The following is a 26252-nucleotide window of genomic DNA, read 5'->3' as shown; positions in this document are numbered from 1 at the left end:
CCCATCCCACCAGGAGGGGCGCCGAATCATCCCGCCAGGAGGGCGCCGTCCCGCGCCGCTAGGAGGACGGCGTACGTGCCGCGGCCAGCAGCGATTCCCAGTCGGCCAGCTTGACCACGCTCCGCCCCAGCGACGCCCCGAGCGCGGCCTCGGCCCGCTCGATCGCCAGCCACCCCGGCCACGGGACCGGGTCGACCCCCTCGGCCCGGAGCACGGCGACCGGATCCACCGACAGGCCATTCGGTACGAGCGTGGCGGCGTCCGCGAGCAGCGATGTCACCGTCTCCTTCGCGCACGGTCGGTTGGTGCCGATGACGCCCGTCGGGCCGCGCTTGATCCAGCCGGCCACGTACTCGCCGGGTGAGGGGACGCCGTCGCGTAGGACGCGGCCCGCGCTGTTCGGGACGGTCGCGCTGCCCGGGTCGAACGGCAGCCCCTCCAGGGGGACTCCGCGATAACCGACCGACCGCAGCACCAACTGGGCCTCGATGTCCACGAGTTCGCCGGTGCCCGTCACCCCGCCGTGTCCGTCCGGCTCCGTCCGCTCGAAGCGCACCGCACCCACGCGCCCGCCCTCGGCGAGGAGTTCGACCGGGCGGAGATAGAAACGCAGCCTGATCCGCCGGGCGGTTCCCTCGTCCGGCCGTGCCGCCCAGCCGCGCAGCACCTCGACGTTGCGGCGCTGCGTCGGAGGCAGCGCGGAAGGGTCGACGTAGGCTGGGTCAAGGGTCAACTCGCCCGGGTCCACGGTGACTTGGGTGTCGGGCAAGCCACCCAGCTCGCGCAGTTCCTTGGTGGTGAAGCGGCCTTGGGAGGGGCCGCGCCGGCCCACCATCTGGACGTCGGTCACCCGGCTCGCGGCCAGCGCGGTGAGCGCCGCCTGCGGTATGTCGGTCGGGCTGAGCTCCGCCGTCGCGCGGGCCAGCATCCGCGCCACGTCCACGGCGACATTGCCCATCCCGATGACCACGGCCGAGCGGGCGCCCCGGACGAAACCGTCGTCGGCCGCGTCGGGATGGGCGCTGTACCAGGACACGAACTCCGTCGCCGACCAGCTGCCCGGCAGGTCCTCGCCGGGGATCCCGAGATGCCGGTCGGTGGCGGCGCCGACGCAGTACACCACCGCGTGGTACAGCGCCCGCAGCCGGGCGACCGGCAGTCCGCCGGGGCCGACCTGGATGCCGCCGAGGAACCGCACCCGCTCGTGCTCCAGGACCGTACGCAGGTTGTTCTGAAGGGACTTGATCTTCTCGTGGTCCGGCGCGACCCCGTAGCGCACGAGGCCGTACGGGCAGGGGAGTCGGTCCAGGACGTCGACGAGCACCGCGGAGTCCTGCTGGACGAGACTCTGGGCGGTGTAGACCCCGCTCGGCCCGGAGCCGATGACGGCGACACGCAGCACGGCGGTACTCCTTACGTCTTACGACGGGAGTTCGCTGACGTCTCCAGGATCGCACCGGCGGTGCTCGGCTGACAGGGTGCAGGCGCGGGACGGGCGTGCGTGTCCGTTCGTATGGAATGTGATCATGCGGTTACGTTGCGTATGTGCTAGAAGCATCCTTTTTTAATCTTTCTGATCGTTGTCCGACGGATGGCGCGGTGTCCGTGTGGCCCGCGTGGGAAGTGCGGGAGGAGGAGGGCAGCACCTCGTGGTTCAACGTCCGGCTGGAGTTCGCGGACGGCGCCCGGGTCGACGCGCTCGCCGTGGTCGGCGAGGCGGGCGTCTCCGTGGAGGACGTCCGGGCCCAGCCGGCGCTGTCCCTGGACGACCTGGCGGTCCTCGCCGACTGGATCGAGGACCCGCTCTTCGAGGCGTGCGGCCTGCCCGCCGGACCGGCCGACGGATCCGAGGACGCGACCGCCTCCCGTCGCGCCCGTCCGGCCTGGCCGCGCGGCATCGAGGGCCGCTGGCTCATCGCGGAGGAGTACCGCGCGGCTCAGGAGGAGGGCGTCGACCCGGTCCTCGCCGTGATGTCCGCGACGGGCCACAGCCGCCGCAAGTCGCTCAGGCTGATCTCGCAGGCACGGGACGCGGGCTTCCTGACACCGAGTCACGCCCGCCGCTGACCTGAGGCACGGGCGACTCGGTCGTCGGTTCCTGCACTCCGGCCGTCAGGTCGTGCGCCCGGGCCGTCAGCCCATGTCCTGCATCCGCGCGATCTCGCTCGTCTGCTGGGCGATCACGTCGTCCGCCATCTCCTCGATCTGGATGTTGTTGCCCTGCGCCTTCACATCCGTGGCCATGGTGATCGCGCCCTGGTGATGGGTGATCATCAAGGTGAGGAAGAGCTGGTCGAACGCCTTGCCGCGGGCCGCGCGCAGGTTCTTCAACTGGGCCTCGGTGGCCATGCCCGGCATCGAGGCGTGATCGTGCGCGCCGCCCGTCCCGCTCTTGCCGTGCGTCTTGAGCCAGGCCCGCATGGTGGTGATCTCCGGGCCCTGGGACGCGGCGATCCGCGCGGCCAGCTTCTCGACCTGCGTCGACTCGGCCCGGTCGGCGACGAGTTCGGTCATCTCCAGGGCCTGGGAGTGGTGCTGGATCATCATCCGCGCGTAGTCGACGTCGGCCGAGTTGGGCGAGTCGTCCTCGACGCGCTCCTCGGCGGCGTCCGCGGCGGACAGGGTCCGGTTCTCCTCGCCCGGTTTGCCCGGCGCGATCACCGAAGGGCCGCTCGCCGCCGGTGACTTGGCGTCCGAGCCGGAGCCCGAGTCGCAGCCGGCGACCGCGAGCAGGGCCAGGGCGGCCAATGCGGCCGTGACGAGGGACGCTCGGCGGATGGGCACAACGACCTCCTGTGGCGGGTGTGTTGGGGGACACCTCGTGAGTGCTGATGAACGTCCTAGCACGCTTCCGCAGTCGGATGATCAAAAACCTTCATTACGAGTACGTTGCCCACTGTTGATATGTGCATGGTGAAGACGATACTTCGGAGGTGCGTGAACCGTTCCGACACGAACGGAACCAGGGAGGAAACAGTGATCCTGTTCAACGATTCCCGAACGCGGCTCAGACGCGTGGGAGTTGCCACAGCCGCCGCCGGACTGCTCGCGGCGCTGCTGACCGCGGTCCCGGCCGCCGCGACCCCCGACCCCGGGGACGGCACGGCTGCCGGGAAGGAGGTGTCCCGCAGCGCGCAGGCCGAGGCGCGAACCGCCATCGCGAGCGGTGAGATACCCGGCCAGGACGAGATCGTCCACTCGGACAACATCAAGCCTCTTGCGAACATCCCCAAGGAGGCCTTCACCGGCCTCAATTCGGACCTCGCCTTCCAGGGCAAGTACGCCTTCGCCGGCAACTACGACGGCTTCCGCATCTTCGACATCAGCAACCCGAAGGCCCCGAAGACCGTCGCCCAGGTGCTCTGCCCGGGCTCGCAGAACGACATCTCGGTCTCCGGCGACCTGCTCTTCCTCTCCACCGACTCCTCGCGCAGCGACAGCAGTTGCAACAGCACCACGCAGCCCGCGACCGAGAAGTCCTCCTGGGAGGGCATGAAGGTCTTCGACATCAGCGACAAGCGCAACCCGCGCTACGTCGCCGCCGTCGAGACCGCCTGCGGCTCGCACACCCACACGCTGGTGCCCGAGCGCAAGAACGTCTACGTGTACGTCTCCTCGTACTCGCCGAGCGCCACGTACCCCGACTGCCAGCCGCCGCACGACGGCATCTCGGTCATCAAGGTGCCGCGCAAGCACCCCGAGAAGGCGGCGGTCGTCGGCTTCCCGGTGCTCTTCCCCGGTGAGGGACCCGACGGCGGCGGCAACCCGGGCGGCCCCACCAACCCGGGCGTCTCCAAGACCACCGGCTGCCACGACATCACGGTCCTGCCCTCCAAGGACCTCGCCGCCGGCGCCTGCATGGGCGACGGCATCCTGTTCTCCATCAAGGACCCCGAGAACCCGAAGGTGATCGACCAGGTCCAGGACAACGTCAACTTCGCCTTCTGGCACTCGGCCACCTTCAACCAGAAGGCCAACAAGGTCGTCTTCACCGACGAGTTGGGCGGCGGCGGAGCGGCCACCTGCAACGCGGCCATCGGTCCCGACCGCGGCGCGGACGGCATCTACGACATCGTTGGCAAGGGCGACAAGCGCAAGCTGGTCTTCCGCAGCTACTACAAGATCCCGCGGGCCCAGGCCGACACCGAGAACTGCGTGGCCCACAACGGCTCGCTGATCCCGGTCAAGGGCAAGGACCTCATGGTCCAGGCCTGGTACCAGGGCGGCGTCTCAGTCTGGGACTTCACCGACTCGGCCAAGCCGAAGGAGATCGCCTACTTCGAGCGCGGCCCGCTGAGCACGACGACCCTCCAGGTCGGCGGCTCGTGGTCGGCGTACTACTACAACGGCTACATCTACTCCAACGACATCGCCAAGGGCTTCGACGTCCTCAAGCTCAGCGACCGGCGCACGGACCAGGCGGGCCGGGTCAGGCTGGACGAGCTCAACGTCCAGTCGCAGCCGGACTATTTCGACTGACCTGACCGTCCCGACGGGTCGGCCCGCTCGGCCGGCCCGTCGCCGGTAGCGAAGAAGCGTGAAAGATCGGTCTCGCACCTCTCGCCGGACGCCTCCTGGGCGTCCGGCGGGAACCCCATCTCCCAGTCCAGCCGATAGCGCTTGAACAACTCGGCGCGCAGCGTGGTGAGTTGCATCGGCACGTTCGGCAGCACCATCGCGTAGACGGACCCCATGAGCAGGGACCGCAGCATCGGATAGTCCCCCTCGACGTTCTGCGAACCGTGCCGGACGACGGTGTCCCGCAGCAGCTCGGCGAGCCGCTTCTGCTCCGGGCACTGCACGAAACCCTCCGACTGCAGCAGCCCCGCCATGTGCTGGCGCATCAGCACGGGCCGGTCCCGGGCGAGCATCAGCACGGCGTCGATGGCCCGCGCCATCCGCTCGCGCCCGTCCTCGGTGCGCGGCTCGCGCTCCAGCCCCTCCTGCACCGTGCGGTGCATCACCCGGTGCACGGCGGACTGCACGAGCTGGCGCTTGCCCGGGAAGTAGTACGACACCAGACCGCGCGCCGAGCCGGCTCTGTCCGCGATGTCGGCGAGCGTCGTCGCCTCGTACCCGCGCTCTCCCACCACCTCCAGGGCGGCTTGGAGGAGCCGCTCCCGGGAACGCCTCCGCAACTCTTGATTGACCGAGGCGCTGCGCGGAGACATGCTGTAACTCCTGTGTTGACTGGCTACCAGCCAACTATACTCAGCACGTCCCGTCCGGCGCCCCCCATAGGGCCTGGTCAGGGCTGCCGTCCGTCTGGGGCGACGCGGGGGATCGTCTCAGGCGGGCGGCCTCTTCGCTCCGATGGTGTCCTGAGGCGACTTCCGGGACCCGCGGCGACCTGCGGAACTTCTGTCGCAGGGCTGCGGAACCGTCCCTAGAGTGGGCACGAGTGCCGAGCTGAGGAGTGCGGGAAATGGAACAGGACCAGCAGATCCTGGCCAGGATCACGGCGATGGTCGAGGACGAGCACAAGCTCCGCGCCGCCCTGGCGTCCGGCGAGATCGACGACACGACGGAACACCAGCGGCTCGGCGAGCTGGAGCGCGAGCTCGACCGCTGCTGGGACCTGCTGCGGCAGCGGCGCGCGAAGACGGAGTACGGGGAGAACCCGGACGAGGCGAGTGCGCGCCCGGCCTCGCAGGTGGAGGGTTACCAGGGCTGACCGTGCGGTCGCGGCCGGGTCCCGCACGGTCCGTGACCGTGCCCGGCCGCGCCGGGCTCAGCCCACCAGCCCCAGCACCGGACGCAGCCCGTCCGGCCGCCGCTCCACGGGCAGGTGTTCCACCAGGTGCACCCGGCAGCCCAGCGCCGCCGCACCCCCGTCGGCCTCCGGGCTGTCGCCGACCATGAGGGTGTCCTCGGGAGCGACGTCGAGTTCGTCGCAGGCGAGGGCGAACAGCCGGGTGTCCGGCTTCTGGATGCCGTGCTCGTACGACAGGACGTACGCGCCCACGTACTGGTCGAGGCCGTGCGCCCGGAACACCGGGCGCAGGTCCCACCCGATGTTGCTGACCACACCGACGGCGATGTGACGCTCCCGCAGCACGCGCAGCACCTCGGCGGCGTCGGGATACGGCGACCAGGCGGCCGGCGCCATGTGCCGCTCGTACAGCGCGTCGTACAACCCGGGGGCGGGGAGCGGCACTTGGCGGGCGGCGGCGGTGTAGGCGGCCCGGTGCAACTCGGCGCTCTCGTCCCGGATCCGCCACAACTCGCGCAGTTCCGCGGGCAGTCGCTCCGGCTGAGCCCCGCCGGGCTGTGCCCCCGTCACCTCCAGCGCCTTCGCGGCCTGCGCCAACTCCCCTTCCGGGAGCGGGATCCCGGCCTCGTCCAGGACGGCACGCAGCCAGGCGTCGGTGGGTTCGATGCGGAAGAGGGTGCCGGAGAAGTCGAAGAGGACTGCGGTCATGAGTGGATCTTACGGGGCGGGATTCCGGCGCGCGGAAGGATCATCGCCGTAGGACTGGTCGGAAGGTGACGGCCCCCACCGCTCATGCGCCCCCACCGCGACCGCCACCACCATCGCCCCCAGCAACCACCCGCCCAGCACGTCCGACGGCCAGTGCACGCCGAGCCAGATCCGGGTCAGGCCGACGCCGAGGACGGAGACGAGGGCCGTCGCCAGGGCCGTACGCCACAGGGTGCGGCCGGGGCCGTGGAGGTGCAGGAGCCACAGGAGGAGGCCGCAGGTGATCGCGGCGGTCATGGCGTGGCCCGACGGGTAGGCCGCGTAGTGGGCCGAGTCGACGGGGTCGGGCCAGACGGGACGCGGGCGGTCGACGGCGGCCTTGAGGGACTGTTGCAGGACGGTGCCCAGCGCGCAGGTGACCGTGAGCCAGAGTGCCGTCCACCAGGCCGAGCGGCGCCAGACCAGCCACACCGCGACCGCCGCGCACGCGACGCGCATCGTCCAGGGGTCCCAGACCCAGTCCGTGAGGATGCGGAAGGCATGGGTCACGCCCCGTTCGTCGACCGCCCAGCGGTGGGTGGTGCGGGCGATGTCGTCGTCGAGGCCGGTCAGGGGGTGCCACTCGACCGCGACCAGGGCCAGCAGCAGCGCGGAGCACAGGGCCAGGGCGGTGGCGCTGCGGACGGCGGTGCTGTGCCGGGGCGGGGAGTCGACGGGCAGGGTGTGCATACAGCGATCCTCGCCGATGGGCGGGGCGGGAGGCCAACGCCGGGGCTGTCCCGGTGTCTGCTCTTGGCGGTGCCTCTGTGTCCGCTGTCGCGGCTATCCGAGCGCCCGCAGCCCCGGTACGAACGCCACCAGTACCGGCACCACAGGCACCAGCGCCGCCGTCGCCGTCAGGCCCAGGCGGCGGGCCGCGGTGAGGCGGTCGGGCGGTGCGAGGAGCCGGTTGACGCGGTGCGGGACGTGGGCCTGCGGGGTGGGGGAGGGGCCGAACACGCCCCGGTCCTCGTTGAGTTCGACGAGGGCGAGCGCGGTGGTGAGGCGGCCGTGGCGGCGGGAGGCCATGTCGTCGGCGGAGAGTTCGACCAGGCGGTGCATCTCGTCGCGGAACGCGGCGAACACCGGCACCTGCGGAAACCCGCCCGCCAGCGCCCCCGAACAGTGCAGCAGCCAGTCGTGCCGGGCCAGTTCGTGCCACCGCTCGTGCGCGAGGACGGCGTCCAACTGCCGCCCCTTGAGCCGACGCAGCGCCTCGGTGGTCACGACGAGCCCCGGTGTCGTACCCGGCAACCACCACGCGTCCGCGCGCTCGGCCTCCAGCACCACCAGCCGACCCCGCATCGGCTCCTCGCCCGGCAACAGCGGTGCCTGCACGAGGAGTTCGGCCCGGCGCCGCCGACGGCGCCCACGCGCCCGTACGACCTCGCGGACCAGCATCGCCCCGCTCCACGCCCCGGCACACGCCAGCGTGACCGCGGTCGCCGCCGCCCAGGGGCCGCCGGCCCGCAGTGCGTACGCCTCCGCCACACCATGCGGTGCGCCGGCGAAGACATGGCCGCGCACCGCCTGCCAGGCCGCCGCCGCGCTGAGTGTCATCGACAGCGCGCAGCAGAGCAGTACGGCCGCCACCACGCACTGCCACGCCCAGAGGGCGACCACGGGTTCACGGTCCGGCCAGTCGGCCCGGGCGAGCAGCCTCGGGGCGACCACGGCGGCGAGAGCGCCGAGCAGCAACAGTGCTGCGGGGACCATCATGACGATCACCCTATGAGCGCGGGGCCGCTCGGCACACGGTTCCGTACGCCGAAGTGACGCAGGCAACGGTTCCGCGTCCCGTGAGGTACCGCGCGTCAGAGGGTGAGCAGCATCGCCACCATCCCGATCCCCATCGACAGCCGGCACGCCCGCGCCAACTCCGGCCGGTCGCCCCAGCCGACGCTCCCGCCGCTGGCGGTCACGGGTATCAGACGGACGCCCGAGAGCAGGACGTACCCCGTGAAGTAGAGGAGCAACACCCCGGTCACCAAGGGGACTCCGGACGAGACGCCGTGCTCGGCGTGGTGTCCGGGGGAGACGGCCATCACGACCGCCATGTAGACCATGGCCGAGACGCCCACCAGATGGTGCAGATGGTGCGGACTCGTACGTGCCGCCCACAGCGCGCGCAAGGCGGCGGCGCCGAACAGGGCGGCGTAACCGGGCCAGGCCCAGGACGGCGGGCTGAACACGGCCGCCGGTACGGCCATCGCGGCCATCCCGAAGCCCATCAGCGCCTCGCCGCCGGCGGCCCTGCGCTGCTCCTCGACCCTGCTGCGCATCCGCAGCAGACAGTAGGCCCCGGTCGCCGCGCACAGCGCGACCAGCAGCCAGCCGGGCGAAGCCGGTCCGTGCACGCGCACCTCCCCGCTCGACGGTGTCGGACAGTCCGTCGATGCCCACGACACGCGGCGCGCACGCGAGCGCAAGGGTGTACACGGGGAGCATTCGACGGAGCACAGTTATCGTTTACGAGTAAAACACCTGCTAAAGTAATTTCCATGAGCAGTGCGACCCCCGCCCCCGCCACCCCGCGCGTCCGCCGTCTCCCGCTGGTCGGTGTGCTGCGCATGGGCCGTCCCTCGGACATCTGGTTCAAGCCCGCGCTGAGCGTCGTCGTCTCGACGGCCCCGCCCAACCTGACCCTGCTGGTGCTGGGCCGGCTCGATCTGGCGATGTACACGATGGCCGGCTCGATCTGCGCCCTGTACGCCCACAACCGCCCCTACGCCGCCCGGGCCCGCACCCTGGCCTGGGTCGTGGTCGGCATGGTCGCGGGCCTCGCCGTCGCCCTCACCACGGCCTCCCTCACCGACAGTGCCGTCGTGCTGGTCGCCGTCGGCGCCCTGCTGGCCGCCGCGCAGAAGGCGGTGTGCGACGCCACCCGCATCGGCCCGCCCGCCCATGTGATCTTCACCTTCATCACCTCGGCCGCCCTCTTCGCCCCGCAGACCCTCGGTCAGGTCCCCGGTCACCTGGCCCTGGCCGCCGCGGCCGGTGCCTGGGCCTGGCTCGTCGGCATGGCACCGGTCCTGCTGCGCCCGCACGGACCGGAACGCCGGGCCACGGCGCAGGCGCTCGACGCGGCCGCCGCGTACGTCGACGCCCGCGCCATCGGCGGCACGGGCGAAGGCCACGACCGCCCCCGAGCCGCAGCGGCCGCCGCCATCCAGGCCGCCTGGCAGTCCCTCCTCGCGACCGGCCCCCGCTCCGCCCGCACCCGGCGCGCCCTCGAACGCCTCCTCGTGCGCGCCGAGACCGCCCTCGCCGCGCCCGCCGACACCGACCCGGAGCGACTGCGCGCCTGGGCCCGCGAACTGTGCGGCAGCGGACCGGTGCCCACGGTCGCGAGCCCTGAAGCGGCCGACGAACTCCTCGGCGCCGAAGTCGAACTCGCCGTCCCTGCCCGCCCGTTGTGGCATCGCCTCGGCCCCCTCGCCCCGCTCGCGGTGCGCACCGCACTCGGCTGCGCCCTGGCCGGCTACGTCTCCCTCGCCCTCGGTGTCGGCCGCCCCTACTGGGCGCTGGTCACCGCCGCCTCCCTCTATCAGGCCAACATCGCGCTCACCTGGGCGCGCGGTGTCCAGCGGGTCGTCGGCAATCTCGCCGGTGTCCTCGTCTTCGCCGCGGTCGTCCCGCTCGCCCACCTCGCCCCGGCCGCCCTCGTCCTGTGCTGCCTGGCCTTCAACTTCGGCGCCGAGGCGCTGATGAGCCGCAACTACTGGCTCGGCAGCGTCTGCGTGACCCCCATGGCGCTGCTCGTCGCCGAGTTCGCCGGATTCCAGGAGCCCGGGCGGCTGATCACCGAGCGGGTCGTCGACACGCTCGTCGGCGCGCTGGTCGGCTTCGCCGCCGCCGTCGCCGTGACCAACCGGCGCGCGGGCGACCGGGTCGAAACGGCGTTGTCCGCAGTGGAGGGCGCCCGCGAACGCGCCGCCCGCCTTCTCGCGACGCCGAGCCCGGCCCCCGCGGCCGTGGCATCCGCCCGTCGCGGGCTCGCCGCCGCGCTGGTCGACCTGCGCGCCACGTTCGACGCCGCGTCCGGCGAGTGGTGGCAGCGCGCCCTTCCCCAGGAGCGGGTCGTGCGCGCCGAACAGGCCGGACACCGTACCCTCGCCGAGACGGCACGGCGCCCGGGGACGGCACCTGGACGCGCGTAGGGGCACGAGTGCGGAGGACGTACGACCATGACGGCAACCAACCGGGAGACGGACCCTCGCCCGCAGGGCGGCGACACCGTCTCCGCGGTCGTCCGGCAGTGGCAGACCGTCCATCCCGGCCTCGACACCGGGCCCATGGAGATCATCGGTCGAGTCAACCGGTGCGCCGCCCTCCTCCAGCAGGCCGAGGACGCACCGCTGCGCCGGGCGGGCCTCAGCCGCCCCGAGTTCGAACTGCTCGGCGCGCTGCGCCGCACCGGCCACGAGCTGACCCCCGGCGAACTGGCCCGCGAGACCTTCTCCTCGGGCGCCGCCGTCACCAAGCGCCTCAAGCGGCTGACCGAGCTCGGCCTGGTCGAGCGCCGCGGCGACAGCAGGGACCGGCGCGTCGCCCACCTCCGCCTCACCGACGCGGGCCGTGAACTCGTCGACGAGATCATGCCCGAGCAACTCGCGTACGAGACCGCCGTACTGTCCGTCCTCGACCCCCAGGGACAGAGCGAACTCGCCGGACTGCTGGGCGAGTTGCTGAGCCGGCTCGAGGGCACCCTCGGCGCGCTGCGGGTCTGAGCGCTCCCGGCAGACCTGGCTTTCGAGGCTTCGGCGAGCTGCCCCACCGTTGACGTGATCGACGCGCTGTCCTTACCTTCGACCAGGCCGGTTCGGAAAATCGACTGGCGTACGACATGTCGAACAAGGGAGGGGTGCCGTGGCAGTGGACCGGCTCACCGTCGACCTGGGCACGGAGACGGGCCCCTTCCACGGCGGCGCCGGCGGCACGCTGTACGGGCTGTACGGCGACGGAGTGCCGAGCCGCGCCGTCATCGAGGGCATGTACGTCCGCACGGTCACCACCAAGGCCCAGGACGGCGTCCAGCACCCCGGCGCCGACGCCCTGGAGATCCTGCCGTCCTTCGTCGCGGCGGGCGGCCGGGACGTCTACATCTACTGTCCCGACATCCACCGCGGCTTCCCCTACGAATGGCCGGGCGCCACCGGCGCGGAACGGCTCGCCACCTACCTGGCGAGCGTCCGCCGGCAGGTCGAACAGGTGCTGACGCTGGGCGCGCTCAAGTCCCATGTCGTGTACGTCCCGTTCAACGAGCCCGAGGGCAACATGTTCGGCACGGAGGAGTGGAGCTACGACCAGGTCTCCTGGCGGACCGAGCCGGGCCCCTACTTCGCCGCCTGGCAGCAGATCCACCACCTCATCAAGAGCCTGGACCCCGAGGCGCGCATCGCGGGACCCAACACCTGTGAGCTGTATCCCGAGATACGAGGCTTCCTGGAGTTTGCCAAGGAACAGGGCGTGCTCCCCGACGTGATGACCTGGCACGAGCTGTCCTCGCCGGACGAGGTCCGCACGAACGTCGCCAAGTACCGTCAGCTGGAACGGGAGTTGGGCATCGGCCCGCTGCCGGTCAACCTCAACGAGTACGCGCACAACTACCACTTGTCCGTCCCCGGGCAGATGATCCAGTGGATCGCCGCCGTCGAGGAGTCCAAGGTCGACGCCGACATGGCGTACTGGAACATTGCCGGCAACCTCAACGACTCGGCCGTCGAGGCGAACAAGGGCAACGGCCAGTGGTGGCTGTTCAACGCCTACGGGCAGTTGACCGGGAACACCGTGCGCGTGACCGCTCCGCATCCCAACGTGCAGTACACGCTCCAGGGTGTCGCCACGCTCGACCGGGAGAAGCGGCAGTCCAGGGTGGTCTTCGGCGGCGCGGCGGGCGCGGCCGACCTGGTCGTCGAGGGGGTCGACGTCGACGTCTTCGGGGCGACGGTCCACGCGCGGCTGCTGGAGATCCCCTGGAGCGGCCAAGTCGGCTCCTCCGAAGGACCGTTGCGCCTGCTGGACGGTGAACTGCCCGTCGTGGACGGCACGGTGACCCTGTTCCTGACCGACCTCGACGCGATGTCCGCCTACCAGCTGATCCTGGCACCCGGTGGCAACGGAGCCGAGCCGCTGCCGCCCTCACTGGTCTGGCGGCGGACGTACGAGGCCGAGGAGGCGACGTACACGGGCTCCGGCTACTCCAGGAACGGTCCCGAGGGATCCCCGTCCGACGTCGACAAGTTCGCCACGTCGGGAGGCTTCCACGTGGGCGGTCTGCGCACCGGCTCCGACGGCGTGCTGAACTTCGACGTCGAGGTCCCGCGGGACGGCACGTACGAGGTGCGCGTCTTCGCCAACTCCCACAACCTGGCCGACCTGGTCCGGGAGCACGGGCCCACCAACGTCTTCCTGCGCGTGGACGGCGAACGGCCGCGCGAACTGCTGCTGCCCCTCGGCTACAAGTGGGCGGTCTGGGGCCACACCGATACTCAGGTCGACCTCACGGCAGGCCCCCATCGCATCACGCTCGCGGCCCGGGACCCCGAACTCGGCACGACCGAGGGCGATGCCGTCATCGACAAACTCGACCTGATCCTGCGCGAGGACCAGGACTCGGAGGCGTACGACGTCGAGTACGCGGCGCTCGGCGCGGGCGCCCGCATCGACTACGGCCACCTCGGCGCCTCGGGCCCCGGTGCCGCCGTACTCCCGCGCGGCGGCACCGTCACCTTCTGGGTGCACGCGGCCGACGACGGCGAGGCGACCGTGACCGTCGACCTGCTCGGCCCCGGCGAGGGCCTGCTCACGGTCAACGGCGAGGAGCTGGGGTCGGTGGAGCGCGGCTCGGTCCCGCTCTTCCTGGCCGGAGGGATCAACAAGGTGACGGTCACCGGGAGTTCGGAGAACCTGGTCGTCGACCGGCTCCGGGTCGGCCCCTCGCGCGGGCTGCTGCCCACCTCTGCGTACGCGGCCGAGGAGGGCATCCTCACCGGCACCGCGAAGACGGCCGCACACTCCCGCGCGACCGGCGGCAAGGCGGTCGACGGCATCGGCGCAGGACCGGGCAACGCGCTCACGCTGACCGTGACGGCCGCGCGCGCCGGTCGGCACGCCCTCACGATCCGGTACTCCAACGGCGAACAGGCCCCCGCGACCCACTACAACCCGGACCCGATCTGCCGCCACGCCGACATCGCCGTCAACGGGGTGGCCGCGCACCGCGCCCTGTTCCCCACCACCTTCCACTTCAACGACTTCCGGCACCTCTCCGTCCCTGTCACCCTCGACGAAGGAACCAACACCGTCACCTTCACCGCCGACGAACTCCCGGACTTCGACGGCCGATCGACCAACCCGTACGGCCAACGCTCGGCCCACGCCCCGGTCATCGACCAGGTCACGGTGACACCGCTCGCCCGACCGGCGTAGCCTCGCTCCCGTACCGCATCGCATGGCGGCCTCCAGTCCAGCACCCCGCCCCGGAGGTCCCGCATGCCCGCGCCCACCGTGCGCCCGTTCCACCGCGCCGACCGCGACCAGCTCACCGATCTGGTCAACGCCCATGTCTCCGCCGTCCTGCCCGGTGTCTCCGTCTCGGTGAACACCGTGCTCAGCGGGCTGGAACGGCAGCCCGGCGAGTTCATCACCGATCCGTGGGTGAGCGAGCGGGCGACGCTCGTCGTCGAGTCGCGGCGCCATGTCGTGGGCGCCGCGCACCTGTTGCGCTACCGCGCCGACGACGAGGTCGGCGAGACCTACCGGGACGCCGGCGAGATCGACTGGTTCGTCTGCCATCCGCCGGCCTCCTTCCGGCCGGACGCCGAGCGGGCCGCCGACCAGCTGATGACCGCCTGCCTGGCCCAACTGGCCAGGTGGGGCGTGCGCGTTCGGTACGCCGACGGTTCCGTGCCCGCTCCCGCCGTCTACGGGCTGCCGCGCAACTGGCCGCACATCAGGGCCGTATACGAGCGGGCCGGCTTCCGGCACGTCGGCGACACGGAGGTCGTCCTGATCGCCCGCGTGGCCGACCTGCCGGCGTCCGCGCCCGAGCCCGGGACGACGTACGAGCGCACCCTGGGGGAGTGCGGCACCCGGATCACGGCGTACGCCGACGACCGCGCGCTCGGTTTCGTCGAGGTCGACACGGTCCTCGCCCGCCCCGAGCGGCACGCGCGCGTGGCGGGTCTCGGCGACATCGGCAATCTGTACGTCGTGCCGGGCGTGCAGGGCACGGGTCTGGAGCACCGACTGCTGGCCGAGGCCGCCGACTGGCTCCGGCTGAGCGGTGTGGACCGGCTTCTCGCCTATGAGGCGGCCACCGACGAGGTGGCGCTCGACCTGCTGCGTACCGCCGGATTCCGGGAGCTCACCCGCACCGACCGGCGCTGGGAGCACCGGCCCGGGTGAGGTCAGATCCCCGGGCGGGAACGGATCGGATGGTCGGCCGGTACCTCCACCAGCACGATCGGTGTCCCGTCCGGGTCCTCGATCCACATCTCGATCAGCCCCCACGGCTCCTTCACCGGCGGCCGTACGACGGCGACCCCCTTGGCTCGCAGCTCCTCGTGGGCCGCCGCGGCGTCCGCGACCTGGAGCCACAGCCGCACGGCAGGGGAGGGCGGGGTCTCGGAGCGGCCCGAGACCTCCAGGAAGCCGCCGCCGAGGAAGTAGACGGTGCCGCGCTCGGGGCCCGTGCCGAACTCGCGGTAGACGGCCAGGCCCAGCTGATCGCCGTAGAAGACCCGGGTGCGCTCGGGGTCGGTGGGGCGGAGGAGGATTCTGCTGCTCAGTACATGCACCATGCACCCTGACCCTAGCGGCGGAGTTAGGCTCGGCCTTGCTCGTGCCACGCCATTGATCGGAGCCGCCCCCATGGACACCGCCGCCACCGGACTGACCTTCCGTGATGCCACGGACAACGACGTCGACGCGTTGGTCGCGCTGATCGAGTCGGCGTACCGCGGCGACGAGAGCCGGGCCGGGTGGACCACCGAGGCGGACATCCTGGAGGGGCGACGCACCGACCCGGAGGGCGTGCTCGCGGTCATCAAGAAGCCCGACGGCCGGCTGCTCGCGGTCGAGCGCGACGGCGTGATCGTCGCGTGCTGCCAGCTCGAACACCGCGGTGACCACGCCTACTTCGGGATGTTCGCGGTCAGCCCGAAGCAGCAGGGCGGCGGTCTCGGCAAGGTGATCATCGCCGAGGCGGAGCGCGTGGCGCGCGAGACGTGGGGTGTCACGGAGATGCACATGACCGTGATCTCCGTACGCAACGACCTGATCGCCTGGTACGAGCGGCGCGGCTACCGCCGTACGGGACGGATGACGCCGTTCCCGTACGGCGACGAGCGCTTCGGTGTGCCGCAGCGTGCGGATCTTCAGTTCGAGCTGCTGGTCAAGGAGTTGGCGTGACGTTCATGCGGTGAAGCGGCCGGTGCGCTTGATCTCGGGGTAGTCGGTGGTCGCGCCGTCCAGCTCCAGGGCGCGCACCAGCCGCAGGTGATCCTGCGTGTTCACCACCCAGCCGATGATCCTCAGGTCCGCCTTGCGGGCCTCCTCGACGACCTCCAGGGTGACCCGGCGGATGTTGAGGCAGAGGGTCGTCGCCCCGGCGTCGACGGCCCGGGTGACGATGTCGGGTCCGAAGCGGCTGCCGATCAGGGCCGTGCGGACGCCCGGCACCAGCCGGCCGATCTCGGCGACGGCCTCGTCGTGGAACGAGGACACCTCGACGCGGCCGGCCAGATCCCGCGCCAGCAGCACCTCGGCCAGCGCCCGCGCCGCCGCCACGTCCTTGATCTCGGCCTGAAGCGGCGCCTTCACGGCGTCCAGGACTTCCTCGAAGACCGGTACGCGCTCGCCGCGGCCCGCGTCCAGGGTGCGCAGCTCGGCAAGGGTCTTCTCGGCGATCGGACCGGTGCCGTCGGTCGTGCGGTCGACATCGGTGTCGTGCATGACGACGAGGGCGCCGTCCTTGCTCAGGTGCAGGTCGAGTTCGATGACGTCGAGACCGCCCTGTTGGGCGGCGACGAAGGAACGAAGGGTGTTCTCGGGTTCCACACCCATGATCCCGCGGTGACCGATGGTAAGGAAGTTCAAGGTTCAACTCGCTTCCGTCGACGGCGGCTCGAAGCCCGCGCGGACCGGAGCGGACGGCCGCGCGGGCAGATCCGCAGCCTAATGGCCACGCCCCGCGATGTACCCGTGCGTACACAGGGGATCGGAGTGACGGCTTGAGGCGCGGATCGACCGATGGCCGGTTTCGGCACCCGGCTCCCCGGGTAGCGGCGCGATGTTCCTTTGGTGGCCTGCGAGGCTTCCGGCGGGAAAAAGTTTCGTTACGAACAGGTGCGGCAGGATAATCTCCCAAGATCCCCCTTGCTGGAAGGAAGCCCGTATGTATACGGTTTCCATACGCGAGGTTCTCCTGTGGAGGGTGGGACATGACGGAAATTCTTGTGCGGTCGGCTGAGGGAGAGCGGATCGCTCCCGCGACCAGGGTGGTCGAGCACCCGGCGTGGCCGGTGCTCAAGGATGCCGTGGAACGGATCCGGCCATGGCAGTCCAAGGACGGGTCGATCGACTTCGAGGCCGAGGGCGCGCCGGACCGCGCGGACGCGGAGGACGCCGTACGACGTGTCGTGGCCGCCGTGGACGAGCTGTCCCCGTTGCTTCCGCACGACCGCGCCTACCACGGGGCCCTCGCCGCCGACCTGCGCCGCTGGGCCGAGGGCGGCTTCCAGGTGCCCGACTTCCTCGACTCGCTGCTGGCCTTCCAGCCCGCCGCGAACCGCGCGGACGGCCTCCAGCACCTGGTCGTCTTCCCCATGTACACGCAGAACGGCAACCCGGACCGCAACCTGGAAGCGGTCGTGCTGCGCATGGTCTGGCCCGACTGGCTGGCCGAGCTGGAGGCGACCCGCTACGACAACCCGTTGTTCTGCGGCATCACCTTCGAGGACTTCACGGCCGGCTACGACACCAACTCCGCCGTCCTCTTCCCGGAGACGATCGCCGTGCGCCAGGCGCCGGAACGGTTCTCCTGGGGCGGCATCTTCTGCGACCGCGAGGCCGCCCGCTTCCGCCGGGTCACCGCGGCCGCCGTCGACATCCTGGGCGTCGAGCTGCCCGCCGACGTCGCCGCGATGGTCCACGACCAGAAGCGCTGCGAGGAGGCCTTCGTCCTGTGGGACATGGTCCACGACCGCACCCACAGCCACGGCGACCTGCCCTTCGACCCGTTCATGATCAAGCAGCGCCAGCCGTTCTGGATGTACGGCCTCGAAGAGCTGCGCTGCGACCTCACCGCCTTCAAGGAGGCCGTCAAGCTGTCGGCCGACGGCGTCCCGCAGGCCCGTGACGTGCAGTACGCCGTCCTCTTCGACCGCATGTTCCGCTTCCCCGTCACCGGTGAGCGCGTGCGCAACTACGACGGCCTCGGCGGCCAGCTCCTCTTCGCCTACCTGCACAAGCACGACGTCGTCCGCTGGACCGACAACAAGCTGCACATCGACTGGCAGCGCGCCCCCGAGGTCACCAACCAGCTGTGCGCCGAGATCGAGGACCTCTACCGCGCCGGCATCGACCGCCCCAAGCTCGTCCACTGGTTCAAGGCCTACGAACTGGTCGCGACCTATCTCGCCCCGCACCCGGGCTCCCGCTGGGCCAAGGGCCCCGACGCCCTGGACCTGAGCCTGCCGCCGCGGAAACTCGTGGATGACGTGCTTCCGGACGAGTTTCCCCTGAGCATGTTCTATGAGGCCCTCTCCAAGAAGCTGAAGAACGTGATCGCCGAGACCAAGGGCATCACGGCGGAGAGCGCCGAGCGGATCGCCGCGTGAGCGACCGCACCACCAGGACCACTGCTCAGGAGGCGAAGAACATGGGGAACGGCGCTCTCAGCGGTGCGGTGATCGCGGTGGCCGGCGCGGGCGGGCCCGCGGGCAGGGCGGCACTGCTGCGCCTGGCCGAGGCCGGCGCGACCGTCGTCGGCGCGGACAACGACCCGGAGCGGCTCGCGGAGGCCGTGGACGCGGCCCGCTACGCCTCGGGCGGCGCCACCGTCACCGGCGAGCCGGTCGACCTGCTGAACCTGGAGTCCACCCGCGACTGGGCCACCCACATCGAGAAGGAGTTCGGGCGGGTCGACGGCCTGGTCCACCTCGTCGGCGGCTGGCGCGGCAGCGAGACCTTCACCAAGACCAGCCTCGACGACTGGGACTTCCTCGAACTGCTGCTGATCCGCACGGTCCAGCACACCTCGCTGGCCTTCTACGAAGGCCTCCAGCGCAGCGACCGCGGCCGGTACGTGCTGATCAGCGCCGCCGGCGCGACCAACCCGACCGCGGGCAACGCCTCGTACGCCGCCGCCAAGGCCGCCGCCGAGGCCTGGACGCTCGCGCTCGCCGACGCCTTCCGCAAGGCGGGGGGCACCGACGGGCTGGACTCCGCGGCTGCGATCCTGGTGGTCAAGGCGTTGGTGCACGAGGCGATGCGCGCCGAGCGGCCCAACGCGAAGTTCGCGGGCTTCACGGACGTCAAGGACCTGGCCGACGCCATCGTCGGCGTCTGGCGCGAGCCCGCCGCCGAAGTGAACGGAAAGCGCCTGTGGCTGACCGAGCAGCCGTGAACCCTCCCCGGACCGACGCCCGTCGCCGTCACGACCCGGAGCTCCGCGGCTTCGCCAGCGACAACTACGCAGGCGCCCACCCGGAGGTGCTGGCCGCCCTGGCCCTGGCCAACGGCGGCCACCAGGTCGCGTACGGCGAGGACGACTACACCGACCACCTCCAGAGCATCGTCCGCAGCCACTTCGGTGCCACGGCGGAGGCCTTCCCGGTCTTCAACGGCACCGGCGCCAACGTCGTCGCGCTCCAGGCGGTCACCGACCGCTGGGGCGCGGTGATCTGCGCCGAGAGCGCGCACATCAACGTCGACGAGGGCGGCGCCCCCGAGCGCATGGGCGGACTGAAGCTGCTGACGGTGGCCACACCGGACGGCAAGCTCACGCCCGAACTCATCGACCGGCAGGCGTACGGCTGGGACGACGAGCACCGGGCGATGCCGCAGGTCGTCTCGATCACCCAGAGCACCGAACTCGGCACGCTCTACACGCCGGACGAGATCCGCGCCATCTGCGACCACGCCCACGCGCACGGCATGAAGGTGCACCTGGACGGCTCACGCATAGCCAACGCGGCGGCCTCCCTGGACGTCCCGATGCGGACGTTCACCAACGCGGTCGGCGTCGACATCCTCTCGCTCGGCGGGACGAAGAACGGCGCGATCTTCGGCGAGGCGGTCGTCGTCATCAACCAGGACGCCGTCAGCCACATGAAGCACCTGCGCAAGCTGTCCATGCAGCTCGCCTCCAAGATGCGCTTCGTGTCGGTGCAGTTGGAGGCCCTGCTCGCCAAGGACCTCTGGCTGCGCAACGCCCGCCACGCCAACGAGATGGCCCAGCGCCTCGCCGAGGGCGTCCGCTCGGTGCACGGCGTGGAGATCCTCTACCCGGTGCAGGCCAACGGCGTCTTCGCCCGGCTCCCGCACGACGTGAGCGAGCGGCTCCAGCAGCGGTTCCGGTTCTACTTCTGGGACGAGGCGGCGGGGGTCGTGCGCTGGATGTGCGCGTTCGACACGACGGAGGACGACGTGGACGCGTTCCTGGCGGCGCTCAAGGAGGAGATGGCCCGGTAGCCGTACCGAGGATCTCGACGCATAGATATGCGGTCATCTGAAAAGTCATTGACGTTCGGGTGATCGCATTTCTATGCTCTGTGCGCATGGAGCTGATCCAGAACACGCCCGACCTGTCCGCGTATCTGGCCCCTGGCGAGGCCATCGATCATGAGCACCCGCTGGTATGGGAGACGGCCGCGCGCCTGGCCCGAGATGCGGCGGACTCGTATGCCTATGCACGGCTCGCGTTCGAGTTCGTGCGCGACACCATTCCGCACTCGCAGGACTCCGGTGACCCGCGCGTCACCTGGCGCGCCTCCGACGTCCTGGAGCAGGGCACCGGCATCTGCTACGCCAAGGCGCACGCCCTGGCCGCGCTGCTGCGGGCCGAGGACATCCCGACGGCGTTGTGCTACCAGAAGTTCGACGTGGTCCACGGTCTGGTCGCCGTCCGCTTCAACGGCGCCTGGCACCGGCAGGACCCTCGGGGCAACAAGCCGGGCGTCGACGCGCAGTTCTCCCTCGACGGCGAACGGCTGGCCTTCGCGCCCGACCCCGAGTTCAATGAGCTGGACTATCCGGTACTGTACGCTGAACCACATCCGGTCGTGCTGAACGCCCTCAAGGCCGCACCCGACCGGCCCCACCTGTGGAAGACGCTCCCGACCGCACTCTGAGGCAAGCCATGACCCTCTCGCTGACCGTGTCCCCCGACGTCCGCGCCCTCGCCCCCGGCTTCACCCACGTCGCGATCGAGGCCCACGGGCTCGTCAACGGCTCCAGCACCGAGGACAGTTCGGCCCTCCTCGACGACGCGGCCCGCCGCCTCGCCGCCCGCCTGGACGGCCGCGCCCCGCACGAGGACCCGCACATGGCCGCCTGGCGCGAGGTCTACACGGCGTTCGGCTCGAAGCCCTCACGCACCCGCAACTCGGCGGAGGCGCTGGCCAAGCGGGCCCTCTCGGAGGCCGGCCTGCCCCGGATCAACGTGCTCGTCGACCTCTACAACGCCATCAGCGTCGCCCATCTGATCCCCGTCGGCGGCGAGGACCTCGACCGGATCCAGGGCGGCATGCACCTCGTACGGGCCACCGGCGACGAGGACTTCGTGACCGTGGCCGGGGGCGAGGAGACCGTCGAGCACCCGGACGCGGGCGAGGTGGTGTGGCGCGACGAGAAGGGCGTGACCTGCCGCCGCTGGAACTGGCGCCAGGGGCCCCGCACCCGCCTCACCGAGAACACGGTCTCGGCGCTCTTCCTGCTGGAGAGCCTGGCCCCCATGCCGGTCAAGGAAGTTGAGTCGGCGGGTGCCGAACTGGCCGAACTGTTGGGGAAGTTCAGCCCGGGGGCGCGGATCGACGTGCGTCCGGCGTCCGGGGCCTGACATCGGGCCGATCGGCGGAGGCGTGCCGACAGGGGGTGGGACCGACGGTCCTACGTCAGCGGGCCTCGGCCGCCTTGACCTCTTCCGGCGTAGGAGCCGTGCCGCCCAGGTGGGCCGGCATCCACCAGGTGTCGTTGGCGTCCTTCGGACGGACGGGGTAGGCGCGCTGGGCGGCCTCCAGGAGTTCCTGGACGCGCTCGCGCAGCTGGCGGGTGATGGCGCCCGCGTACTTGTCGCGGGACGCCTCGATCGCCTCGCCCACGCGGATCGTGATCGGGATGTGGCTGCGCTTGAAGTTGCGCGGCTGCCCCTTGGTCCACAGGCGCTGCGTGCCCCAGACCGCCATCGGGATCAGCGGTACGCCCGCTTCCTGCGCCATGCGCGCGGCACCCGACTTGAAGCTCTTGAGCGTGAACGACGGCGAGATCGTGGCCTCCGGGAAGACCCCGATGACCTCGCCGGACTTCAACGACTCCAGCGCGTGCGCGTAGGCCGTCTCACCCTGCTTGCGGTCCACCGGGATGTGCTTCATGCCGCGCATCAGCGGGCCGGAGATCTTGTGCCGGAAGACCGACTCCTTCGCCATGAAGCGAACAAGACGTTTTTGCGGGAGGGCCGCCAAGCCGTCGAAGACGAAGTCCAGGTAGCTGATGTGGTTGCTCACCAGCACGGCGCCGCCCGAGCGCGGGATGTTCTCCGAACCCTGGCAGTCGATCTTCAGGTCCCACGCCTTGAACAAGGCCTGGGCGAAACCAACGACGGGACGGTAGACAAGCTCTGCCATGGACGGAGTGGGCCCTTCCTTCTCGGCCAGGGAAGGGAGCTCCCGGCGGGAAAGCTACGCGGCCGTAGGTTTACGGCATCTCGCAGATCGTGCCCGAAGAACGGCCGGGGAGCCACCCCCAGTGCCTGTGAACGGCGAGATCCTCGTCACGTCGGCGCCCAGTGATCCACCTCGGGCTTTTAAGTGCCCTTTACTTCCCGATCACTCCGCGCCGGCGGTCACGCGGCGCAGGACCAGATACATCTCGCACCCCAGGCAGTATCCGAACGCGCTGTTGAGGAAAGCGGCCGCGAGCGCGGCCCCCGTCGCCGCCAGTCCGAGCCACTGCGGACCCACCGTGAAACCGACGAGTCCGACGACCGCGAAGGCCAGTCCGACCGCCTGCGCGAACCGCGGCGGCTCCGGCGGCTCGAACTCGGTCGGCGGCCCGATCCGGGGACGCACGGCCGCGCGGAACAGCCAGCCGTACGGCGACCGTCCCACCCCGCCCGCCGCACCCAGCGCGAACGCGAGCGTCTGCCAGGCGAGCAGCCAGACGTTCCCCGTGATCAGTACGACCGCCAGCACCACGGTCGTCAGGGCCGCTCCGAAGCGGGGGCCCCGCACATCGATGTCCATGAATCAAGCATTCCGTACGGGGAACGATTTCGGCCGACGGGAATCTTTGCAGTCTCGTGAATGCTTGGACCTGAGATGACTGGACTCGTGGTGTGCGTGGCGGTGCTCGCGATGGCGAGCGCCTACGGAGTGCTCCACCGGCGGCGGAGCGGGAGGGTACGGGTGCGCGGGCGCGACGACGGAAAGCGGCTCGGCGCGGGCGAGTTGGGCGCGGAACTCGGCGAGCGCGCCACGCTCGTACAGTTCTCCAGCGCCTTCTGCGCGCCCTGCCGCGCGACCCGACGGGTCCTCGGCGAGGTCGCCGGACTGGTCCCGGGCGTGACCCACGTCGAGATCGACGCCGAGGAGCACCTGGACCTCGTCCGTGAACTCGACATCCTCAAGACCCCGACCGTCCTGGTCCTGGACGCCGACGGCCGGGTCGTGCGGCGTGCCACCGGCCAGCCGCGCAGGGCCGACGTCATCGCGGCGCTGGGGGAGGCGGTTTGACGACTGTGTCGCGGACGGTGAGGCATCTCCCATATGCCGGAACGTACTTGACTGTGCGCACCACCTATCGTCAGCCTGACCGTATGCCTTCGGAACTCCTTCTCTTCGAGCGGGTCCACGTGGACCTCGCCCGCACCGCGAGTGCGCGCTGTCCGGGCTGCTGAGCAGCCACGGACCCGCTCGCCCCTCTTCCCAGAAGGAACAACTCCATGACGGCCACGCCCGACCTCGGCGCCCGTGCCCCTCAACTCGCCTCCCCCGACCTGCTGCGTTCCGTCTTCCGCCGGCACGCGGCGGGCGTCGCCGTGATCACCGCCGGGGGTGAGACCGGCCCGGTCGGCTTCACCGCCACCTCGCTCTCCTCCGTCTCCGCCGAGCCCCCGCTCCTCTCCTTCGGCATCAGCACCGGTGCCTCCAGCTGGCCGGCGATATCGGCCACCGAGCACATCGGCGTCCACATACTCGGGGAGCACCAGCAGGAGTTGGCGGCCACGTTCGCCAGAAGCGGTGCCGACCGTTTCGGCGCACCCACCGTCTGGCGCGAGGGTCCCGAAGGGGTTCCCGTCCTGGACGACGTCCTCGCCTGGATGGTGTGCCGGGTGCACGCGCGCGTGCCCGCGGGGGACCACCGGGTCGTCCTGGCCGAGGTCGTGCTCGGGGATCCCGCCGGTCCCGGCCGTCCGCTCCTCTACCACCAAGGGCGCTTCAGCGGTCTGCGGGACTGAGGTCCGCGCTGTCGCTCGGCCGTCGTTCCGCCGCTGTTCTGCGAAGCCGTCGAGTTCCGATTACGCTGCGTTGCACAGGTCACAGTTCAAAGCGCTTGCTTAGCGGGCAGGAACTGGGTGTACTGGCGAGTAATATTTCGTTCGGAGCGCAGCCCGCCCCGACCGGGATCGGCCGCTTGGGGCGCCTATGCTGCCTGCAAGAGGCAGCCGAAAAAAAGACGAAGCAGTAGGAGAGCCGGCGTGAGCTTGAGGATCGTTGTCACTGTGAAGTACGTGCCCGACGCCACTGGCGACCGGCACTTCGCCGATGACCTGACCGTCGACCGGGACGACGTGGACGGTCTGCTCTCCGAACTGGACGAGTACGCGGTCGAACAGGCGCTGCAGATCTCGGAGAACTCCGACGACGACGTGGAGATCACCGTCCTGACGGTGGGTCCCGAGGACGCCAAGGACGCGCTGCGCAAGGCGCTTTCCATGGGCGCGGACAAGGCGATCCACGTCGAGGACGACGACCTGCACGGCACGGACGCGATCGGTACCTCGCTGGTGCTGGCGAAGGCGATCGAGAAGGCCGGCTTCGACCTGGTCGTCTCGGGCATGGCCTCCACCGACGGCACCGCGGGCATCGTCCCGGCCCTCCTCGCCGAGCGCCTGGGCGTGCCGCAGGTGACCCTGCTGTCCGAGGTCACGGTCGAGGACGGCGTGGTCAAGGGCCGCCGTGACGGCGACACCGCCTCCGAGCAGCTGGAGGCCTCCCTCCCCGCGGTCGTGTCGGTCACCGACCAGTCGGGCGAGGCGCGTTACCCCTCCTTCAAGGGCATCATGGCCGCGAAGAAGAAGCCGGTCGTGGCCTGGGACCTGTCCGACCTGGAGATCGAGGCGGACGAGGTCGGCCTCGAAGGCGCCTGGACCGCCGTCAACTCCGCGGCCGAGCGCCCCGCGCGCACCGCCGGCACGATCGTCAAGGACGAGGGCGAGGGCGGCAAGCAGCTCGCCGAGTTCCTCGCGGGCCAGAAGTTCATCTAAGGCCCCAGGCCCGACTCGCTCACCTCCCCTCAGACTTCGCAAGCACGCAGGAGACCATTCCCATGGCTGAAGTTCTCGTCTACGTCGATCACGTGGACGGTGCCGTCCGCAAGCCCACCCTTGAGCTGCTGACCCTGGCCCGCCGTATCGGCGAGCCCGTCGCGGTCGCGCTCGGCGCGGGTGCCGCCGACACCGCCGCCACGCTCGCCGAGCACGGCGCGGTGAAGGTCCTCACCCACGACGCGTCGGAGTACGCCGACTACCTGGTCGTCCCGAAGGTGGACGCCCTCCAGGCCGCCGTCGCGGCCGTCTCCCCGGCCGCGGTGCTGGTGCCGTCCTCCGCGGAGGGCAAGGAGATCGCCGCCCGTCTCGCGCTGCGCATCAAGTCCGGCATCCTCACCGACGCCACCGACCTCGAAGCCGGTGACGAGGGCCCGGTGGCCACCCAGTCGGTGTTCGCCGCCTCCTTCACCACCAAGACCCGCGTCTCCCAGGGGATCCCGGTCATCACCGTCAAGCCCAACTCCGCCCCGGTGGAGCCCGCTTCGGCCGCGGGCGCGGTCGAGGCCCTGGACGTGACGTTCTCCGAGCAGGCGACCGGCACCAAGGTCACCGCCCGCACCCCGCGCGAGTCGACCGGGCGTCCGGAGCTGACCGAGGCCGCGATCGTGGTCTCCGGCGGCCGCGGCGTCAACGGCGCCGACAACTTCGCCGTCATCGAGGCCCTCGCCGACTCCCTCGGCGCGGCCGTGGGCGCCTCGCGCGCCGCGGTGGACGCGGGCTGGTACCCGCACACCAACCAGGTCGGCCAGACCGGCAAGTCCGTGTCCCCGCAGCTGTACATCGCCAACGGCATCTCGGGCGCGATCCAGCACCGGGCCGGCATGCAGACCTCGAAGACGATCGTGGCGGTCAACAAGGACGCCGAGGCCCCGATCTTCGACCTCGTCGACTACGGCGTCGTCGGCGACCTCTTCGACGTCGTCCCCCAGCTCACCGAAGAGATCAACACCCGCAAGGGCTGAGCCGGTCGGGGGCTGCCCCCTGATTCGTGCGAGGGCTGTACGAGGCCCCCGCGACCGT

The 26252-nt window shown here is 70.9% G+C and carries 28 protein-coding genes; 17 read left to right on the top strand and 11 right to left on the bottom strand.

The window, feature by feature from the left end:
* Positions 1-58: 58 nt before the first annotated feature.
* On the bottom strand, positions 59-1402 hold the full coding sequence (locus tag ACIP6U_RS34935) for an FAD-dependent oxidoreductase (RefSeq protein WP_401726279.1): 1344 nt from the start codon (positions 1400-1402) through the stop codon (positions 59-61).
* A gap of 197 nt (positions 1403-1599) precedes the next feature.
* On the opposite strand from ACIP6U_RS34935, the gene ACIP6U_RS34930 reads away from it, so the two are divergent.
* Positions 1600-2067 (top strand): DUF6214 family protein, encoded by a 468-nt coding sequence (locus ACIP6U_RS34930; RefSeq protein WP_401726277.1) that lies wholly within the window; start codon positions 1600-1602, stop codon positions 2065-2067.
* A 66-nt stretch (positions 2068-2133) separates the two neighbouring features.
* On the opposite strand, the gene ACIP6U_RS34925 is transcribed toward ACIP6U_RS34930, so the two are convergent.
* Positions 2134-2784, bottom strand: a complete 651-nt coding sequence (locus tag ACIP6U_RS34925) for a DUF305 domain-containing protein (RefSeq protein ID WP_401726275.1) — start codon at positions 2782-2784, stop codon at positions 2134-2136.
* A 192-nt stretch (positions 2785-2976) separates the two neighbouring features.
* Here ACIP6U_RS34925 and ACIP6U_RS34920 point away from each other — a divergent pair, with 192 nt between their 5' ends.
* Positions 2977-4479 (top strand): LVIVD repeat-containing protein, encoded by a 1503-nt coding sequence (locus tag ACIP6U_RS34920; RefSeq protein ID WP_401726273.1) that lies wholly within the window; start codon positions 2977-2979, stop codon positions 4477-4479.
* Here the strand turns inward: ACIP6U_RS34920 and ACIP6U_RS34915 are convergent.
* Complete coding sequence (locus ACIP6U_RS34915) at positions 4467-5171, bottom strand: TetR/AcrR family transcriptional regulator (protein WP_401726271.1); 705 nt, start codon at positions 5169-5171, stop codon at positions 4467-4469. The two genes, ACIP6U_RS34920 and ACIP6U_RS34915, sit on opposite strands and share 13 nt — an antisense overlap.
* A 254-nt stretch (positions 5172-5425) precedes the next feature.
* Between ACIP6U_RS34915 and ACIP6U_RS34910 the strand changes: the two genes are divergently transcribed.
* On the top strand, positions 5426-5674 hold the full coding sequence (locus ACIP6U_RS34910) for a DUF2630 family protein (RefSeq protein ID WP_124000994.1): 249 nt from the start codon (positions 5426-5428) through the stop codon (positions 5672-5674).
* A gap of 57 nt (positions 5675-5731) precedes the next feature.
* Here the strand turns inward: ACIP6U_RS34910 and ACIP6U_RS34905 are convergent, their stop codons facing one another.
* From ACIP6U_RS34905 to ACIP6U_RS34890, 4 genes are all read right to left on the bottom strand, one after another.
* Positions 5732-6421, bottom strand: coding sequence for an HAD family hydrolase (locus ACIP6U_RS34905; protein WP_401726269.1), 690 nt, complete (start codon positions 6419-6421; stop codon positions 5732-5734).
* Between the two features lie 9 nt (positions 6422-6430).
* Positions 6431-7150, bottom strand: a complete 720-nt coding sequence (locus ACIP6U_RS34900) for a phosphatase PAP2 family protein (RefSeq protein WP_401726267.1) — start codon at positions 7148-7150, stop codon at positions 6431-6433.
* A 93-nt stretch (positions 7151-7243) separates the two neighbouring features.
* A complete protein-coding gene (locus tag ACIP6U_RS34895) occupies positions 7244-8179 on the bottom strand; it encodes a M56 family metallopeptidase (protein WP_401726266.1) in 936 nt (311 codons plus the stop codon).
* A gap of 95 nt (positions 8180-8274) precedes the next feature.
* Positions 8275-8817: a DUF5134 domain-containing protein gene (locus ACIP6U_RS34890; protein WP_401726264.1), complete on the bottom strand. Its 543-nt coding sequence runs from the start codon at positions 8815-8817 to the stop codon at positions 8275-8277.
* Between the two features lie 144 nt (positions 8818-8961).
* Between ACIP6U_RS34890 and ACIP6U_RS34885 the strand changes: the two genes are divergently transcribed.
* The 4 genes from ACIP6U_RS34885 to ACIP6U_RS34870 all read left to right on the top strand — a co-directional run bounded on the left by ACIP6U_RS34885 (position 8962) and on the right by ACIP6U_RS34870 (position 14869).
* Complete coding sequence (locus ACIP6U_RS34885; protein ID WP_401726262.1) at positions 8962-10620, top strand: FUSC family protein; 1659 nt, start codon at positions 8962-8964, stop codon at positions 10618-10620.
* A gap of 27 nt (positions 10621-10647) precedes the next feature.
* Positions 10648-11190 (top strand): MarR family winged helix-turn-helix transcriptional regulator, encoded by a 543-nt coding sequence (locus tag ACIP6U_RS34880; RefSeq protein ID WP_401726260.1) that lies wholly within the window; start codon positions 10648-10650, stop codon positions 11188-11190.
* A 139-nt stretch (positions 11191-11329) separates the two neighbouring features.
* Complete coding sequence (locus ACIP6U_RS34875; RefSeq protein ID WP_401726258.1) at positions 11330-13891, top strand: cellulosome protein; 2562 nt, start codon at positions 11330-11332, stop codon at positions 13889-13891.
* Positions 13892-13954: 63 nt separating this feature from the next.
* Complete coding sequence (locus ACIP6U_RS34870; RefSeq protein ID WP_401726257.1) at positions 13955-14869, top strand: GNAT family N-acetyltransferase; 915 nt, start codon at positions 13955-13957, stop codon at positions 14867-14869.
* 2 nt (positions 14870-14871) lie between these two features.
* Here the strand turns inward: ACIP6U_RS34870 and ACIP6U_RS34865 are convergent, their stop codons facing one another.
* The gene (locus tag ACIP6U_RS34865) at positions 14872-15264 is read right to left on the bottom strand and encodes a VOC family protein (RefSeq protein WP_401726255.1); all 393 of its coding nucleotides are present in this window, start codon (positions 15262-15264) and stop codon (positions 14872-14874) included.
* 70 nt (positions 15265-15334) lie between these two features.
* On the opposite strand from ACIP6U_RS34865, the gene ACIP6U_RS34860 reads away from it, so the two are divergent.
* Entirely contained in the window at positions 15335-15874 is a 540-nt protein-coding gene (locus ACIP6U_RS34860) for a GNAT family N-acetyltransferase (RefSeq protein WP_401726254.1), read from the top strand.
* Between the two features lie 3 nt (positions 15875-15877).
* Here the strand turns inward: ACIP6U_RS34860 and ACIP6U_RS34855 are convergent, their stop codons facing one another.
* Positions 15878-16561, bottom strand: a complete 684-nt coding sequence (locus tag ACIP6U_RS34855) for a glycerophosphodiester phosphodiesterase (RefSeq protein WP_401726252.1) — start codon at positions 16559-16561, stop codon at positions 15878-15880.
* 344 nt (positions 16562-16905) lie between these two features.
* Between ACIP6U_RS34855 and ACIP6U_RS34850 the strand changes: the two genes are divergently transcribed.
* From ACIP6U_RS34850 to ACIP6U_RS34830, 5 genes are all read left to right on the top strand, one after another.
* Positions 16906-18303, top strand: coding sequence for a DUF6421 family protein (locus tag ACIP6U_RS34850; protein ID WP_401726250.1), 1398 nt, complete (start codon positions 16906-16908; stop codon positions 18301-18303).
* A gap of 41 nt (positions 18304-18344) precedes the next feature.
* Positions 18345-19091, top strand: a complete 747-nt coding sequence (locus ACIP6U_RS34845) for an SDR family NAD(P)-dependent oxidoreductase (RefSeq protein ID WP_401726741.1) — start codon at positions 18345-18347, stop codon at positions 19089-19091.
* A complete protein-coding gene (locus ACIP6U_RS34840) occupies positions 19088-20158 on the top strand; it encodes a threonine aldolase family protein (protein ID WP_401726248.1) in 1071 nt (356 codons plus the stop codon). Before ACIP6U_RS34845 ends, ACIP6U_RS34840 begins: the two co-directional genes overlap by 4 nt.
* A gap of 86 nt (positions 20159-20244) precedes the next feature.
* On the top strand, positions 20245-20817 hold the full coding sequence (locus tag ACIP6U_RS34835; protein ID WP_401726247.1) for a transglutaminase domain-containing protein: 573 nt from the start codon (positions 20245-20247) through the stop codon (positions 20815-20817).
* An 8-nt stretch (positions 20818-20825) separates the two neighbouring features.
* Positions 20826-21524 carry a B3/4 domain-containing protein gene (locus ACIP6U_RS34830; RefSeq protein WP_401726245.1) on the top strand — a complete coding sequence of 233 codons (699 nt, stop codon included), beginning with the start codon at positions 20826-20828 and terminating at the stop codon, positions 21522-21524.
* 55 nt (positions 21525-21579) lie between these two features.
* Here the strand turns inward: ACIP6U_RS34830 and ACIP6U_RS34825 are convergent, their stop codons facing one another.
* The gene (locus ACIP6U_RS34825) at positions 21580-22308 is read right to left on the bottom strand and encodes a lysophospholipid acyltransferase family protein (protein ID WP_401726244.1); all 729 of its coding nucleotides are present in this window, start codon (positions 22306-22308) and stop codon (positions 21580-21582) included.
* Between the two features lie 201 nt (positions 22309-22509).
* On the bottom strand, positions 22510-22926 hold the full coding sequence (locus ACIP6U_RS34820; RefSeq protein ID WP_401726242.1) for a DUF4395 domain-containing protein: 417 nt from the start codon (positions 22924-22926) through the stop codon (positions 22510-22512).
* Between the two features lie 75 nt (positions 22927-23001).
* Here ACIP6U_RS34820 and ACIP6U_RS34815 point away from each other — a divergent pair, with 75 nt between their 5' ends.
* The 4 genes from ACIP6U_RS34815 (at position 23002) to ACIP6U_RS34800 (ending at position 26194) form a co-directional block, all read left to right on the top strand.
* Complete coding sequence (locus ACIP6U_RS34815) at positions 23002-23415, top strand: TlpA family protein disulfide reductase (RefSeq protein WP_401726241.1); 414 nt, start codon at positions 23002-23004, stop codon at positions 23413-23415.
* A gap of 209 nt (positions 23416-23624) precedes the next feature.
* Positions 23625-24140, top strand: a complete 516-nt coding sequence (locus ACIP6U_RS34810) for a flavin reductase family protein (RefSeq protein WP_401726239.1) — start codon at positions 23625-23627, stop codon at positions 24138-24140.
* 240 nt (positions 24141-24380) lie between these two features.
* Entirely contained in the window at positions 24381-25169 is a 789-nt protein-coding gene (locus tag ACIP6U_RS34805; protein WP_401726237.1) for an electron transfer flavoprotein subunit beta/FixA family protein, read from the top strand.
* A gap of 62 nt (positions 25170-25231) precedes the next feature.
* Complete coding sequence (locus ACIP6U_RS34800) at positions 25232-26194, top strand: electron transfer flavoprotein subunit alpha/FixB family protein (protein ID WP_401726235.1); 963 nt, start codon at positions 25232-25234, stop codon at positions 26192-26194.
* Positions 26195-26252 lie beyond the last annotated feature (58 nt).

This window comes from Streptomyces sp. NPDC088794 (genome assembly GCF_044750545.1).
Taxonomy (GTDB): Bacteria; Actinomycetota; Actinomycetes; order Streptomycetales; family Streptomycetaceae; genus Streptomyces.
Note: the sequence above shows the minus strand (reverse complement) of the source record. Positions and strands in the feature narration are given on the sequence as shown.